Origin of the sequence: Peribacillus sp. NPDC094092 (genome assembly GCF_050279365.1) — a bacterium.
Classification (GTDB): Bacteria; Bacillota; Bacilli; order Bacillales; family DSM-1321; genus Peribacillus.
Map to the genome: position 1 here is coordinate 1,539,998 of NZ_JBNNUC010000001.1, position 15,952 is coordinate 1,555,949.

General features: G+C 39.9%; 15 protein-coding genes. 8 read left to right on the forward strand and 7 right to left on the reverse strand.

Features of this window, described 5'->3' with window-relative positions; genetic code table 11:
- Nucleotides 1-59: 59 nt before the first annotated feature.
- Nucleotides 60-1,235 carry a beta-aspartyl-peptidase gene (iadA, locus tag ACQKNS_RS07395; protein WP_427641835.1) on the reverse strand — a complete coding sequence of 392 codons (1,176 nt, stop codon included), beginning with the start codon at nucleotides 1,233-1,235 and terminating at the stop codon, nucleotides 60-62.
- Nucleotides 1,236-1,425: 190 nt separating this feature from the next.
- Here iadA and ACQKNS_RS07400 point away from each other — a divergent pair, with 190 nt between their 5' ends.
- Nucleotides 1,426-1,734 (forward strand): hypothetical protein, encoded by a 309-nt coding sequence (locus tag ACQKNS_RS07400; RefSeq protein WP_133348951.1) that lies wholly within the window; start codon nucleotides 1,426-1,428, stop codon nucleotides 1,732-1,734.
- Between the two features lie 193 nt (nucleotides 1,735-1,927).
- Here ACQKNS_RS07400 and ACQKNS_RS07405 read toward each other — a convergent pair whose 3' ends face one another.
- Nucleotides 1,928-3,925 carry a transglycosylase domain-containing protein gene (locus ACQKNS_RS07405; RefSeq protein WP_427641836.1) on the reverse strand — a complete coding sequence of 666 codons (1,998 nt, stop codon included), beginning with the start codon at nucleotides 3,923-3,925 and terminating at the stop codon, nucleotides 1,928-1,930.
- 318 nt (nucleotides 3,926-4,243) lie between these two features.
- Here ACQKNS_RS07405 and ACQKNS_RS07410 point away from each other — a divergent pair, with 318 nt between their 5' ends.
- From ACQKNS_RS07410 to ACQKNS_RS07425, 4 genes are all read left to right on the forward strand, one after another.
- Nucleotides 4,244-4,768, forward strand: a complete 525-nt coding sequence (locus tag ACQKNS_RS07410; protein WP_427641837.1) for a universal stress protein — start codon at nucleotides 4,244-4,246, stop codon at nucleotides 4,766-4,768.
- 371 nt (nucleotides 4,769-5,139) lie between these two features.
- The gene (locus ACQKNS_RS07415) at nucleotides 5,140-6,027 is read left to right on the forward strand and encodes a cation diffusion facilitator family transporter (RefSeq protein WP_427641838.1); all 888 of its coding nucleotides are present in this window, start codon (nucleotides 5,140-5,142) and stop codon (nucleotides 6,025-6,027) included.
- 236 nt (nucleotides 6,028-6,263) lie between these two features.
- A complete protein-coding gene (locus ACQKNS_RS07420) occupies nucleotides 6,264-7,373 on the forward strand; it encodes a histidine kinase N-terminal domain-containing protein (RefSeq protein ID WP_427641839.1) in 1,110 nt (369 codons plus the stop codon).
- Between the two features lie 279 nt (nucleotides 7,374-7,652).
- The gene (locus ACQKNS_RS07425) at nucleotides 7,653-8,990 is read left to right on the forward strand and encodes a hemolysin family protein (protein WP_427641840.1); all 1,338 of its coding nucleotides are present in this window, start codon (nucleotides 7,653-7,655) and stop codon (nucleotides 8,988-8,990) included.
- A 49-nt stretch (nucleotides 8,991-9,039) separates the two neighbouring features.
- On the opposite strand, the gene ACQKNS_RS07430 is transcribed toward ACQKNS_RS07425, so the two are convergent.
- From ACQKNS_RS07430 to ACQKNS_RS07445, 4 genes are all read right to left on the reverse strand, one after another.
- A complete protein-coding gene (locus tag ACQKNS_RS07430) occupies nucleotides 9,040-9,669 on the reverse strand; it encodes a DedA family protein (protein WP_427642167.1) in 630 nt (209 codons plus the stop codon).
- 162 nt (nucleotides 9,670-9,831) lie between these two features.
- Entirely contained in the window at nucleotides 9,832-9,996 is a 165-nt protein-coding gene (locus tag ACQKNS_RS07435) for a hypothetical protein (RefSeq protein ID WP_427641841.1), read from the reverse strand.
- A 92-nt stretch (nucleotides 9,997-10,088) separates the two neighbouring features.
- Entirely contained in the window at nucleotides 10,089-10,802 is a 714-nt protein-coding gene (locus ACQKNS_RS07440; protein WP_427641842.1) for a FixH family protein, read from the reverse strand.
- A 94-nt stretch (nucleotides 10,803-10,896) separates the two neighbouring features.
- Nucleotides 10,897-11,469 (reverse strand): YitT family protein, encoded by a 573-nt coding sequence (locus tag ACQKNS_RS07445; RefSeq protein ID WP_427641843.1) that lies wholly within the window; start codon nucleotides 11,467-11,469, stop codon nucleotides 10,897-10,899.
- Nucleotides 11,470-12,086: 617 nt separating this feature from the next.
- Here ACQKNS_RS07445 and ACQKNS_RS07450 point away from each other — a divergent pair.
- On the forward strand, nucleotides 12,087-13,439 hold the full coding sequence (locus ACQKNS_RS07450; protein WP_427641844.1) for a hemolysin family protein: 1,353 nt from the start codon (nucleotides 12,087-12,089) through the stop codon (nucleotides 13,437-13,439).
- Between the two features lie 346 nt (nucleotides 13,440-13,785).
- Here the strand turns inward: ACQKNS_RS07450 and ytvI are convergent, their stop codons facing one another.
- Entirely contained in the window at nucleotides 13,786-14,829 is a 1,044-nt protein-coding gene (gene ytvI, locus ACQKNS_RS07455) for a sporulation integral membrane protein YtvI (RefSeq protein ID WP_427641845.1), read from the reverse strand.
- A gap of 127 nt (nucleotides 14,830-14,956) precedes the next feature.
- Between ytvI and ACQKNS_RS07460 the strand changes: the two genes are divergently transcribed.
- The gene (locus tag ACQKNS_RS07460) at nucleotides 14,957-15,160 is read left to right on the forward strand and encodes a hypothetical protein (protein ID WP_427641846.1); all 204 of its coding nucleotides are present in this window, start codon (nucleotides 14,957-14,959) and stop codon (nucleotides 15,158-15,160) included.
- 343 nt (nucleotides 15,161-15,503) lie between these two features.
- The gene (locus ACQKNS_RS07465) at nucleotides 15,504-15,923 is read left to right on the forward strand and encodes a MarR family winged helix-turn-helix transcriptional regulator (protein WP_427641847.1); all 420 of its coding nucleotides are present in this window, start codon (nucleotides 15,504-15,506) and stop codon (nucleotides 15,921-15,923) included.
- Nucleotides 15,924-15,952 lie beyond the last annotated feature (29 nt).

Below are 15,952 nucleotides of genomic sequence, written 5' to 3' on the forward strand. Positions count from 1 at the left end.
GGAAATCGCTACTGCCATAATCGCATTCCATTCGCGATACCTTACCAACAAAATAAGATTTATCTTTCAAATGTTCCTTTCACGACCGCTTGACCATCTTTGACCATGATCTGCCCCATCGCGATAACACTATTCATTTCTAAAGTTTTTTTCTTCATCATGATGATATCGGCATCCTTACCTACCGCAAGCTGCCCCTTTGTAGAAAGCTTTAAAATGTTTGCCGGATTTTCCGTCACAACTCGTAGGGCATTGGGAATTGTAACCCCATCCTCGAGGATAGCATCGACAACACAATCATATAAGGACTTGCATGTACCAATGTTCAAACCGCGCAGGTTACCGCTGTCATCGAAGTCAGGCAGGCTGGCTTGTCCATCAGAAGTTATGGTGATCTGCCCGATTTCAACGCCTTTTTCCAGTGCCATTTTTATTGCTGTACTTGCTTTGACCTCGCCTTCTTCAAGGAACTTCTGGATCGTACTTGTCGTAAAATCGATATATCCCCCTTTTTTTGCATATTCCACACCTGCATTGAATAAATGCGGATTTCGATTTATATGTGTAGGGTAGAACTGAGTGATCGGTATTTCCGTTGTCTCGACAACTTCTTCAATTACACGCAAATGATCTAGACTGTCGCCGACATGAATGTTGACGATACCGCTTTTCCCGGACAACAGACCTCCATTACGCGCCTGTGAGGCCAGTTTAGCCAGTTCAGCTGCAGTCGGCTGTGAAGAACGATGATCAGCAATGGCTATTTCGCCAACACCGATAATTTTATCCACAAGAATCAAATCATCTTCGATTTTACCGGTTAACGTCTTGACTGGAACTTGATAGGAACCAGTTTGAACGAAGCAGCTAATTCCTTCTTCTTCAAGCGCTCTCGCTTTAGCAAGCAGTGCCGGCATGGTCCTTGTCGTTCCATCTGTTCCAATGACCCCTATCAATGTTGTTATACCCGCTAAAGTGGCATCTGTTAATTGGATTTCTGGTGTCCTCGTTTTATAGCCCCCTTCCCCGCCTCCGCCGATGATATGTACGTGAGCATCTATAAAACCCGGAACAACAATTTGACCACTCGCATCAATTACATTTATTTCAACGAAATTGGCAGGTACATCAATCTTGTCCTCAATGAAGCCAATTTGCTTTCCAACCAAGAGGATATCTTTTTGGCCCATATATTCCGGACCAAAAAGCTCCCCATTTTTAATAAGTGTGAGCATGGTTCGTTCCCCCTCAAAAAATCGAAAGTTTCAAATAGGTTTCAAAATCTTTCACTCGGGTAAATATACAACATGACCCGCTAACAATTACATAAAAAGACAAACATACTTGTTCATTTAAAAAATTGTAGCTGAATTGACATCTTGATTATGCTTTTCCAAAAGTATAAAAACAAAAGGAGTAAACGACATGAATAAAGTGATTTCTTCTGATATTAAAACAAATAAAAGATTATCCATGCGACAAATCATGAACTTATATCAAGTTACAAAAGAATTTAAAGGGAATATATATTTTATCTGCAACCATAAATTGGTCGATGCCAAGAAGCTTTCGACTTTCGTATCCTTTGTGCTCATTCTTCAAGAGTGTGCAACCATGAAAGTCATACTTGAAGGCGAGAATGTACATGCCATGCTAGAAAAAGTACAGGCTATTTGTAAAGAAAATGATGAAAGTGCATTTCGTTTCCAATCGAACCAAACCGTTAATATTTAAATGATTTCAACTACTTCATGAAGAGGGTGTATAGATATGAGAACCATTTTAATGGTGATAGGCGCAATCGTCGTAATCGGCATAATAGCAAATCTCATTTTTTAAGAACGATGAAAGACTGTCAATCATTGACAGTCTTTTTTGTTGATTGAATTAAGCAAAAGCTTGTTCACCCTGTACCCTTTCCTGAGAATCACCACGGCAACTCCCAGTCCCTCCATTTATTCAAACCCTCGCGAATTTCATTTCCTTTATCAATCCAATATTGTCTCCTTTGCTCCTCTTCTTCTTTTGCCTTTTGCTCAGCTATAATTGCCTGCTGTTCAGCTATAAGAGGACCGATATCTTGAGCTTTAAAGGATTGAGCAGCTTGATTCTGTAATGCTTGCGACATTATTTTTTGAAAGATGATTGCACTTCCCTCACTGCTGTGTGTCGTTAGATAATGCTTTTCGTCCGTCTTATCATATCCAGCCCATACAGCACCGACCAGTGTAGGTGAATAACCGATGAACCATTGATCTTTAACCCCTGATATTCCTTCGATGGGAACTTGGGTGGACCCCGTTTTACCTGCTATTTCATAACCGGAAACAGCCGCGTTTTTCGCTGTGCCATATTCAACTGTTCCAAGCAGCATGGCATTCATTTTGTCGACGGCGCCTTCAGAAGTCACTTTGGTGCTTTTCTCTTTCCAGGCTGCCACCTCTTTCCCATCGGCATTTTCTATTCTTACAATGGCATGGGTTTCCATCCTTTCCCCATCGTTGGCGAAAGCTGAAAAGGCTCCCGCCATCTGCAGCGGGGACACACCTTTTTTCATCCCCCCCAAAGCTATCGATAGGTTTCGATCATCCTTTTCATATGGAATCCCAAACCGATCAAGTGAATCAAGCCCCTTATCGATGCCAATCTCATTCAATAGCCAAACCGTTGGTACATTCAAGGAATTCATCACCGCTTCATACATGGGCACTTCTCCTTTATATACACCACTAAGGTTTGTTGGCTCATATTCACCGAAGCTCATTTTTTCATCCTTTAAAGGGTCAGTGATATCGTATCCCTCTTCAACCGCTGGCAAGTATACGACAAGCGGTTTAATCGATGAACCAGGAGATCTTGTCAGCTGGGTTGCCCGGTTATATCCCATGAATTGATGCTTACCTCTCCCACCGACAAGCGCCTTTATGCCCCCCGTTTCAGGATCAAGGAGGATAGACCCGCTTTGAACCAGTTCATCTGCACTTGTTCCCACTGGAAAATTGGCATCATTCGCATACACGGTTTCTGTCGCCTGCTGCATGGACTGGTCCAGTGTCGTGTAAATCTTGTATCCCTTTGAAAGCAGCTCCTCAAGCTTAATTCCATATTTACTTGATGCTTCCGATAAAACATGATCGACAAAATAAGGATATTTACCTCTTAATGGATCGGTTTCCTTCTCCCCCATAAGAAGTGTCACCGAATCTTTTTTTGCAGCTGCTTCTTCATCTTTGGTCAAATAACCATGTTCCGCCATTCTCGAAAGAACCAAATCACGCCTCTTGACCGCCCCGTCTAAATTCTTGTATGGATCAAGTTTGGATGGCAAGTTAATGACACCCGCCAGCAAAGCTCCCTCGGCAACGGTCAATTCAGAGACCTCTTTGGAAAAATAAATATTTGCGGCCTTTTTGATTCCCCATGCCCCATGGCCAAAATAAACTTGATTCAAGTACATTTCCAGAATTTCATCTTTTGTATATTGATTTTCAACTTCCTGGGCTAGAAAAAACTCTTCTATCTTCCTCTTCAATGTTCGATTCGATTCCAGCATCGTGATTTTCACAAGCTGCTGGGTGAGAGTGCTCCCGCCTTCAACAACACTTCCAGCCTTCGCATTTTTAACCAAAGCCCGCATAATCCCTTGATAATCTATGCCGTGATGTTCATAAAAACGGTGATCCTCAATGGAAACCACCGCTTGTTTCATATGTTCCGGTATTTCCTCTATCGCAACCCCTTCGGATTTATTTGCCGTGATCGTACTGGCAAGGTTCCCATCCAGATCATAAATTCCTGTAGGTTGCTGAAGACTATTTTCAAGATGACTTATATCTGCACCCTGCCTGAAATACAATAGTGAACCTGCGCCTAAAACCACAATCGCCAATATTATAATTAGACCTAATTTCACTAACCCTTTCATTTGTACCCCCATTTTTCCATCTGAGACATGTTTCATTAAAAATATTTTACCCTTTTTATTAAAGAAAACTCGCCGATTGAATAAAAGGCATCCTTTTCTTGTAGCACTTACTCGCGAATCGGCACCTTGCCGATGATATCCTTTCATCGCCTGAAAATGCCAGCTAAATGAAGGACCAGATTTCATCCTACCATTTTAACTATGCTCGTATCTATGCTTTACCCGTAAAAGGCAATCTATATACAGATCAAAGGCGTGAAGCCATTTAAAATTGGGTATAACGATTATAAGGTCTTATAAAGGGGAGAGATGATATTAATGAAAGACTTAAAACATATTGTCGTCGCTTTTGATGGAAATGAAGAGAGTAAACGGGCCGTGGAATATGGAGCCACATTGAAAAAGGCCTTTCCAAAAGCCGAGTTGACAGTAGTTCATGTCCTGAATGATAAGGTTGAACAGCGTATCATGGGAGACGCCTCGGCACCGGGGTTCGTACCTGCTGCCGGATTCTATGTGGATCCAGTCCAGACACATCCCGTTATTGAAGTCGATCAGCCAGGACCTCAAAAGGTAAATGACACCCCTTCCCCCGTCGAGAATAGTATTCGGAACGCAGAAAGTAATACGTTGAGATTGTTAAGTGAATGTCAAGTCAAGGGAAAATTCGAACTATTGGAAGGATATGCGCCAGATAGCGTATGTGACTTTGCAGCAAGAACTTCAGCCGACCTTATCGTTGTCGGCAATAGCGCTAAAAGCGGTTTGGAAAAATTCTTCCTTGGCAGCACAAGTAGTTCCATTGCGAAAAACGCACCCTGTTCGGTATTCATTGCAAAATGAAGATCGAGCGGGTTCGCCCTGTGGATTGAATAGAGCATTCTCCGAAAAAGGCCGGATCCTTATAGGATCCGGCCTTTTGAAGAGCCGAAAAAACACCGGGGCGCTGATCGCTGCCCAAAACCACATCCTGCAGCGTGCTAACATCAGGTTCAAAGTGTCCGAACCAGACCCCTCTCTCTAAGCCTTTTTGGCTCCCCTTGCGGAAGTATTTAATTTTCGATCATCGGTTAGAATATACTATTAGTTTCTATAAATGACAATTAAAGAAATTGTACTTGTGGTGATATTCTTTTGTTGGCTATATAAGGCAATTTTCTATAGACCCACTAAGGTATGATAGTAAGCCAATTTACATAGGGGAGGGAATGGACATGGATAAACATTCGATTTCAGCTGAAAAAGGCGCCTACATAAGCATTGCCGCTTACATATTCTTGTCTGCTCTTAAATTGTCATTTGGTTATTTCGGTGATTCTAAAGGGCTTTGGGCTGATGGTTTAAATAATACGACCGACATCATCGCTTCCTTAGCCGTTTTGATCGGTTTGAAAATATCAAAGAGACCTCCTGATGATAATCATTCATATGGTCACTTACGGGCGGAAACCGTAGCCTCGTTGGTAGCTGCCTTCATCATGATCACCGTTGGCCTTCAGGTGGTATTCAGTGCCATTGAATCCTTCTTTCACCAAGATTCAACAACCGTTCCCAGTATGCTGACCGGTTATGTCGCTCTATTCTCTGCATTTTTCATGTATGGAATCTACCGTTATAACTTATCATTAAGTAAAAAGATCAACAGCTCTTCCATCTATGCTGTTGCACAGGATAATCGTTCCGATGCCCTAGTCAGTGTTGGTGCTTTCATTGGAATAATCGGTACTAAGATGGGAATCCCTTGGCTGGATGCCATAGCTGCAGCAGTCGTGGGGGTCATTATATGCAAAACTGCATGGGACATCTTTCGTGATGCCTCCATCTCTTTAACTGATGGTTTCGACGAGCAGCTCCTGCAAAAGATCGGACAAACCATTATATTGACAGAGGGTGTTAAAGACATGAGTGAAATTAAAGCCCGGATGCACGGAAGTGAAATCCTGCTCGAAACCACCGTTCATGTTAACCCTCTTTTGACCGTCATTCAAGGTCATGATATAACGGTTAAAATCGAAGAAAATCTTTTGAAGGAATATAATATCCAGCATGCGATCGTTCACATCGAACCATATGCATTCCATAAAAAAGGTAACCGTCATTAACTTTACGGATACCTTTTTTTGTTACTAATCCCTGTAATTACTGTAATAAAACTGTGTCAAAAAAAGGGATTTATTGAATGATTGCCGAATATTTATCCAATTGACACATGTTAAAAGAACATATATCTGTTATCATGAAAACAAGATGTAATTATTTTGATATTTTGTAATTTTATTCAAATAAAGCGATTTCTGGATCAAAAGTAAATTCATTTTCCTACAGTATGGAGGGCAAAATGGTATCTAATCGAGAAATGACCATTCACTTTTTATCTTCTCAAAAAGGCAGTATCATTTCTAAATGGAAAGATGAGTTACTGCATTTACCGGACGGATATCTGGGGTATTTTAAAGGAGAAGTGGAAAATATTTTCAATCTGCTAATGGATCAGCTTGGAAAATCGGATACTGAAATAGACGATGTACTGAAGGTCGTGGGGGAAAAAATTGCGTCTGATCGAGTTAATAAGCAATTGGATATGGAAAATTTCTTGTCCACTGCAACCATCGGGAGATCCATCATCATTGAGCATGTTTTGAATTCCGAATCATCCAAAGAAGAAATATCGGATTTAATTAAGCAAGTAAACGTTTACTTCGATAAACTCATTCATTTTGCATTATCCCATTATACCGAATTGAAAACGATGGAACTTGAAGAACGCTATCAATTCATAAGCCCAAACCATAAAGACCGGCTGACTCTCCTTGGCCAAATGACCTCAAGCTTTGTTCATGAATTCAGAAATCCACTGACTTCCATCATGGGATTCATACAACTGTTACAGGCAGAACAACCTGAGATAAAATACCTTGATATCATTTCGAAGGAATTGGATCAGCTCAATTACCGGATCACACAATTTCTTAATATTTCCAAAAAAGAAACTTCAACATCACCACCTGATCTATTTTCCATTTCTCAGCTTGTGAATGAGGTGATCGAATTTTTATATCCAAGCATTTTGGAAGTTAATGCTTCCATTACATGTAATATTGCCGAGGATGCCGTAATTTCCGGTTCTAAAGAAGAATTCCGTCAAGTATTGCTTAATATTATCTTAAATGCTCTTGATGTGGTTGCAGGGATGCCTTCCCCATCCATTTACATTTCAGGGTCTGAATCACCACCAGGCATTCTTACTTTAAATATATCGAACAATGGGCCGAAGATACCTGATGACGTCCTGCCGAATATTTTTGAACCATTCATCACCACAAAAAAAAGAGGAACGGGATTGGGGTTATTTGTCTGTAAAGAAATCGTTTTAAAGCATCAAGGAACCTTATCCTGTCACTCTACCGATTTCCTTACGACATTTTCCATACAATTAAAAACTAAATAATGGATAAATATCCTTTTTTCCTTAGGTTTTTAGTGTGAAATTTTTGACTGATTGAGGTCCAGTTACTTATACTAATATGTAGGTTCCACTACTAATCGAGGTGAATGATCCTATAGATTGAAAATAAAAACCAGAGAAATTTTCATACGAGATAGACGAGACTTATTTTTCATCTAACATTTTATATACTAATATCATTTCATTCATTTGGTTTTGGGAGGTGACTGGGATAATTAAATCGTTTTCAACATCTGGCGATTCAATTAAGTCCCACACTAATTGGACATATTAAGTTTTTTATTTGTCATTATTTTAATTGCTTTAACAGCCTTTTTTGTAGCTTCGGAATTTTCGATAATAAGGGTTCGCAGTTCTAGGATCGATCAATTGATTGAAGAGGGAAACAAAAAAGCCATTGCTGCAAAGAAGGTTACATCCGATCTTGATGAGTACCTATCCGCGACACAGCTTGGAATTACCGTAACTGCCCTTGGATTGGGGTGGCTAGGACAACCGACCGTCCTTAAATTGGTTGGGCCTTTATTCAAGGCATTGAACATCCCTCAAGAAGTCACAAGCATTTTGACATTCGTTATTTCATTTTCCCTGATTACGTTCTTGAATGTGGTTGTAGGTGAATTGGCACCAAAGACGGTTGCCATCCAAAAGGCTGAGCAAGTAGCCTTGGCAATTGCTGGCCCGCTGATTTTTTTCCATAAGATAGCTTTTCCCTTCATATGGGCATTGAATCATTCTTCCCGATTCGTTGTCGGATTATTTGGCTTCAAGCCAGCATCGGAAAGCGAAATAGCCCATACGGAAGAAGAATTACGTTTCATCCTATCAGATAGCTATAAAAGCGGCGAAATTAACCAGTCGGAATTTAAATATGTAAATAACATCTTTGAGTTCGATGATCGTGTTGCCAAGGAAATCATGGTTCCGAGAACAGAAATCATGACCATATCCAAAGATGAAACGGTACAGGAATTCGTCGATGTGGCCAAATTGGAAAAATACACTCGATATCCTGTTGTCGAAGGTGATAAAGACCATGTCATCGGCTTAGTTAACTTAAAGGAAGTTTTCTCGGATCTTATTAAGAACCGGGAAATCCATATCAAAGCGATTGAAAATTACGCTCGTCCGATCATTCGGGTGATGGAGAACATACCAATTCACGATTTGCTGTTAAAAATGCAAAAAGAACGCATTCATATGGCCATTTTGATGGATGAATACGGCGGAACTTCTGGACTTGTCACAGTCGAGGATATCCTCGAGGAAATCGTTGGGGAAATTCGTGATGAATTCGATATCGATGAAGTCGCCTCGATCAGGAAAATTAAAGATGGGCATTATATTTTAGATTCTAAACTTCTTGTAAAAGAAGTGAATGATCTACTTGGCATTCACTTAGAAGAAGATGATGTCGATACTATAGGCGGATGGGTCCTTACTGAAAATTATGATGTGAAGGTAGGGGACATCATGGAAAAAGACGGATTCTGCTTTAAAGTGATTGAAATGGAAGATCACGCCATTCGTTCTATTGAGGTCACAAAAAAGGTCGTACAGCTTCCTCTGGAAGAAGACCTTCCTCAAGGCAATGATTAAAAACAGCCACGTAAAAGGTGATTTTTACGTGGCTGTTTTTTCGATTTGTTCATTTATCGGGAAACCGTCCCATTTTTTTGACCGTTACGATTGGAGGAGTGCTCTTCTTTTTCCATAAGATATACAGCATGATAAAGATTAAGGAAAAACCAGCAGCCGGTATAAGATAAGGTTCAGTTATTTCCCGGATTTGCTGCCAATTCTCGCCGAGGATCCTTCCTAAAGTCAGGAACAATATGGTCCAAGGTATGACAGCGGCAACCGTATAAAATATAAACTTCCATACGGACATCCTCGCAATTCCGGCAGGGATGGAAATAGCATGGCGAACCACTGGAATGAATCGTGCCGTAAAAATGACGCCTACGCCATACCTTTGAAACCACTCTTCAGCATTTACAATATGATTTTCTTTGATTAAAATATATTTTCCATACTTCAAGAGAAAGGGCCGTCCTCCATAATAACCAGCCCAATAGAGAAATAGTTGTGCCATCGTCCCGCCTGCCACACCTGCGAGAACAGCTCCCCAAAAATTCATTTTCCCCAGCCCGACCACATAACCACCGTATCCTAATACAAGCTCACTTGGGATGATTTCAACCATTAGCCCCAATAAAATCCCCATATATCCCATTTCCGCAAACCAATTCAATATCGTCATTATAAGCTGTGATATCATGCTATCGGACTCCCCTTACCGCTAATTTCAAATTGTTTGTCCTTCTATCCTATTTCAGCTCATAACGTTCTATTCGTTTTTCATATCCAGTTTCAGAATGCATCACATATACGAATGCACAAAAAAAGACCAGCTGATATGTACTCCGGTCTCATTGCATCAATATTCTTTTAGCTCCCGTTTTGGGGAAAATGGAGAAAAAACAGCTGTGGTGAGTAAGGATGAATCATTTTGCGAAACATTAGTGAAAATCTCCTGGCGTGATTTCGTTTTTTCAATATGAATCCCAAGATCTTTATACTTGTTGATTATTTGATTGTTCATGCTTACCCTCCCTTTCTGCTGCACCGTTATCCTTTAACTTCCCATTTAACGAAAAAATAAAACCTGTTTAAACAATTCGCTCCAAAAAACGATCAATTGACTTGAATGGTTTGCAGTTGGTGTTCATGCACTTCGTCTTTTTCAACATGCACCTGTACCTTATAGGTTCCCGATTCCTCGAAAGATACCTTATTTAGATATGTTCCATCTCCATCTTCTTCAGCTTTGGTGAAATGACTCTCTTCGCTGCCTTCCTTCCACACCTCGAAATTCACATCTGCATTTGTCAGTGGCTTCCCATTCAATTCAACGGTCGCTTCAAAGTCCGAACTGTTTCCTGCCTTTACAGGTTTACTTTGAAACTCGATGGATACATCCGTACTAGGATGAACCGATGCGCCTTCACTTTCATGTTCCGGAACGACAACTTCTTTTTCAGGCATCACATGAAGGCCTTTGGCCGTTACATGGGAGACTACAATATATTTGCCTTGTTCTTCAAAAGTATGCATCACTTGATACATGCCACTTCCAGTATTCTTTGCTTCAAGCATTTCCCGTTTATCCTGCCCTGACTTTCTCACTTCAAACAGTACCTCATCTGCTTCATTCACCAATTGGCTTCCCTGTTTCACTGCCGTTTCAAGAATGACTTCTTTTCCAGGCTCCAATTTCCCTTTAATGACAATTGATGCATCCATAGATTCTGGTACAGCACTGTTGACTTCCTTATCCTCTGGCATTTCAGACTCTTGACACCCTGCCAGCATAACTAACAACGCAGTAAACATATAAAGTTTTTTCATATGAACTTTCCTTTACTATTTATTAGACTAAAAATCTGTCCTTTTCATATTGCCCATCCTTTCCTTTTTTCAGATTTTTATACATGATTCATCATCAAATAGTTCGCATCACGGTGACTGAGGTCAGCATGGCTACCGCGATGATCGTTAAAAATGAATATAAAAAGATTGAAGTCCCCACAACACTCAATCCGCAAAGAAGTACGCATCCATCAATGATAAAAATCAGCAAACCTACATTGAATCCGCTCTTCTTGGATAGGATCTGTGCCAGCATATCCGTTCCGCCTGTTGATGTCCCATACCGAAGCATCAAGCCGATTCCTAATCCAATCAAACCTCCCCCGATCATCGCACTAACATAAATGGGAAGATTCCATCCGGTGACAGCGTCGGAAAAAATATCGATGCATAAAGAGGAAAAAAGCAGACCATGCAAGCTGTTCAGGAATAATTTCTTTTCAAAGTACCAAGCATATATATATAATGGAATGCTGCTCAAAATCACACCCAGGCCTGTCGGAAGTCCAATATAGTAATGAAAAATCAGCCCAATCCCTATCATGCCTCCATCCAATAAATGATAAGGTATCAGGAAAAAATTGATTCCCACTCCTACAAGCATGCTTCCGGCAATGATCGCTGCCATCCTTTCCATGATTTTCATGGCTGCCACCCCCTTCGATCCTGCGTTTAAAACTTGTCTTGGACTCTATAGAATATGTATGAGCCATCGAAAAAATAATGAAACTGTCCAATTTTTTTATGAAACCGCCTGTAGTTCTCTGAATATTCTATAATATTATACAATAAAGTAAAGAAAACAGTCAAAAACAGCTAATTTTTGGCTCAAACTGATACTTTACAAGCAATTTACCGGATTTAAGGTGCCTGAAGCTATTTGACTGAATGAATAACTCTTTCTATAATGAAAGTATTTAAATTAATTAGATTGAGGTGATTTGATGGGGCATTAAAGAATATTCGTTTTGACAGGCGGACGCTGATTTGCGTAATGGATATGTGCATCCTATTGAAAAATGACTGCACTCCTTCAGACAGAAATTCTTCTATTTCCCGTCTGCGCATCGCCAATCGGCATATACTATTATTCTCTTCATCACTTAAAGAAATGGGAGTTCAACCGGCTGGACATCAATTATCACAGCCATTTTGAATGATTCCCGATCATATTCGGCACGGCAAAAAAAATATACTTGTATATTTTAAAAATGTAGGAGGTGTACTCCTTATTCGTCTCGAAGGCGAGTTAAGGGAGACTATTTGGACATAATAAACTTGGTTCTTATTGCCATTTTAATTGCTTTAACAGCATTTTTTGTAGCTACGGAGTTTGCGATTGTTAAAGTGAGAAGCACGAGAGTCGATCAATTAATTGAAGAAGGAAAGCCGAATGCTCTTTCAGCAAAGAAAGTCATATCCAACCTGGATGAATATCTTTCAACATGCCAGCTCGGAATTACCGTTACCGCCCTAGGGCTTGGGGTGCTTGGGGAACCGACAGTTGAAAAGATTTTGCACCCACTCTTGAATCAATTGAATCTTCCAAATTCAGCTTCACATGCGCTCTCGGTTGCAATTGCCTTTTCTTTAATTACCTTCATCCATGTGGTTGTTGGGGAATTGGCACCAAAAACATTGGCGATTCAAAAAGCAGAGCGAGTAACTTTATTGGTTTCCAAACCTTTAATTGGTTTTAACAAAATCATGTATCCATTCATCTGGGTACTGAATGGCTCTGCAAGGACGCTTACAAGAATGCTAGGATTAAAAGCAGTTTCCGAACATGATTTGGCTCATACAGAAGAAGAGCTTCGTATCATTGTTTCCGAAAGCTACAAAAGTGGCGAAATTAACCAATCAGAGTTTAAATATGTGAATAAAATTTTTGAATTCGATGATCGGATTGCAAAAGAAATCATGGTTCCACGTACAGAAATTGCAACGGTATCCAAAGATGATACGATCCAACAGTTTTTCACCGTCATGGCGGAAGAGAACTTTACACGATATCCTGTCATTGACGGTGATAAAGACCATGTCATCGGAATGGTCAATATAAAAGAGCTATTCACTGAAATGATAGACAGGAATAATCAGGCAGCATCAACGATCCAACGATATGTTCGTCCGATCATCCGTGTCATTGACAGTATTCCAATTCACGATTTACTTTTAAAAATGCAGAAGGAGCGCATCCACATGGCTATCCTAATGGATGAATACGGCGGTACGTCAGGACTGGTGACCGTTGAAGATATCCTTGAAGAAATCGTTGGCGATATCCGCGATGAGTTCGACCTGGATGAAGTTCCGGATGTCCGCAAATTAAAAGAAGATCACTACATCATCGATGCCAAGGTATTAGTCAGTGAAGTGAATGATTTACTTGGATTGGATATCAATGATGAGGATATCGATACGATGGGCGGATGGATCCTTACCGAGAATTACGAGGCCAAACAAGGTGATATCCTGACTTATGGTCCCTATAACTTTAGGATAAAAGAAATGGAAGATCACCATATTCGTTATATTGAAATATACAAACAAGCAAAATTCGTAAGCGAAGTAAAAGAATTCCCGATGATATCACAAACTGAAATCGTTTCATGATAATACCCCCCGTTCCTAATCGACAATAGGAGCGGGGGTTATTTTTTTCCGACTGGTACATGAAATGAAATAAATACATATTATATAAAACCTGCTTCATTTAACATTGAATGATTACATGAAGTATAGTTCTACCTTAATTGTTTCATACTGTTAGAAAAGCGATACTTTTTGAAGGAGTGAGGAATCATGAAACTCATAACCATTTGCCAACACTGCAAAGGGAAAGGGAAAACCCGTTATCTGCAATTCTTTTCCCGGGACTGCAATCATTGCAACGGTCAAGGTAAAGCTGTAAAAGATATGTCAAATTTAAGAAATCAGGCAAAAAACATCTAATACTCTTTCATATTTTGAAATTGGGTTTGATGACACCTGCCCTCTTTAACGTATCATAAACAATCAATATCGAAGGCCCAAGGAAAAGCCCGATGAAACCAAGCATTTTAAACCCTAAATAAAGGCTGACCAGAGAGGCCAATGGGCTCAATCCCATATTCGCTGAATAGATTTTCGGTTCGATGGTCCTTCTAATGATGGTAATGACCAGGAATAGGATGACGAGGCCAACACCTAGATGATGGTTTCCTTGAGCCCAAACAATCACTGCCCAAGGAACCAGTACAGATCCCGTCCCCAAGATGGGAAGAATGTCCACAACTACGATTAACAGTGCCAATGGAATCGTATACTTCACATTTAATAACCATAGTCCTCCATAAGCCATGATGAACGTTATAAAACTCAATAGGATTTGTGCCTTGATGAAGCCTATGGCTGCCATACTTAAATCTTGGTAAACTAGCGAAATCTTTTGATACGTGGATGTCTTTAAATAGAGGACCGCCTTTTTTCTTAACTTAGGCAATTCAAGACTAAATAAGAATAATGCGATTAAATAAATTAAAAAGTCAATGAAAAATCCGGGAATGAGTGTAACGAACTGAACCATATCCTGAACAAAGCCCTCCGTGAACCCCTCTAAAGCCCTGACTCCCTTTTCCATCGTTTGTTCTATGGACTGTATGAGATTTGGCGGCAGCGTTTGGGAATACCGTTCCCATTGCCTAATGACTGGCAATATAGCCGTCAAATACACTTCACGTATGAAACCAGGAAATTCTTCCGAATAGATAATGACTTTCTTGATTAATACCGAAAAGGAAAAATAAGTGATGCTCATTAGCCCTCCTACATATAGAGCAAATGAAATCAATACTGCCCATAACCGATGCAGCTTTGCCGTTTCACCAATCATGCGGACCAATCCATCCAAAAGAATGGCGGTGAGCAATGCTAAAATCAAAGCCCATGAATAGGGAATGACGATTAATATGCATAAAAGGAGAATACCTCTCCAAAACCAACGGAAAAAGACGGCGACATTCACTGAACAAACCCTCCTTGCACTTTCCTGTTCTCCTTATATTTATGAAACGGGGTCACATATATTTCGCATATACGTTTTATTTTCTCAATAAGGGGAAAAAGAAATACAAAGAGATGGAGGGATTGAATTGGATAATAAAGATAAAGAAAAGTATCTTGATGAGCGTAATGATAAATCCAAGGCATTCAAGAAAGATCAGGAAAAGCAGCTGGAACGTGATCAAGTGGTCATGCCCATTGATGATTTGCCGATTGATGAAATTAAATATGAACGACAAGAAGAACGAAATAAAAAAGAAACAAAACACCGCTCAACAAGCGAAAGGGTTTAACCAAAAACCAGCCACTTTTAAGGCTGGTTTTTGGTTGCAGGATATAATAGCATTCAGCTTCAAGGTGATGTGTCGTCTTGAATTCTCGGCGGCACTTCGGTACTTGCTAATCGAACATTTGAAGGCAAAAATATATTTTTGCCTTCAAAAAGGTTCCTCTTTTCATTTTTTCGAAAATTCAGTACAATCGGACTCCCCCATAATTCATTCACACTGCCGGAATTCCCCCTCGCCTGCTTCACTTCCAAAAATAAACATTGACTGAAAAAAATGATTCTTTACAATAGACTTTTAAGAATTAAAGAATATAATGGACTGGTCGACCATTATAAAGGAGAATCATATGACGAACCCTACTCAATTATTTCATCAATATTTACAAGTATCGAGATCATTAGTCAGCAAAATGAATGAACAAATTACAGCCCTTGAAATTTACCATAATCAGTGGACAATCCTAAATTATTTAAAGAACTGTGGATATTCCACAATCCCCGATATTTGCAGTTACCTGGATGTTGATAGTGTTATCATCACACGCTCGGTCAACAGCATGGAACAGAATAATATGATCAAACAAGTTCCTGGAAAAGATGAACAGGAACAACGAATCGAACTGACGCCACGAGGAAAAGAGGTACATACAAAGTGTCTTAAGATTGCAGAAAAAATCGAAGGAAAAGCCCTGGAAGGCATTACAGAGGAAGAACAGGAAATATTCTTCCAGACGGTCCTTAAAATCCTCAATAATATAAGAAACTAAACTGGGTACCTTATATCTTTGTTGAAATA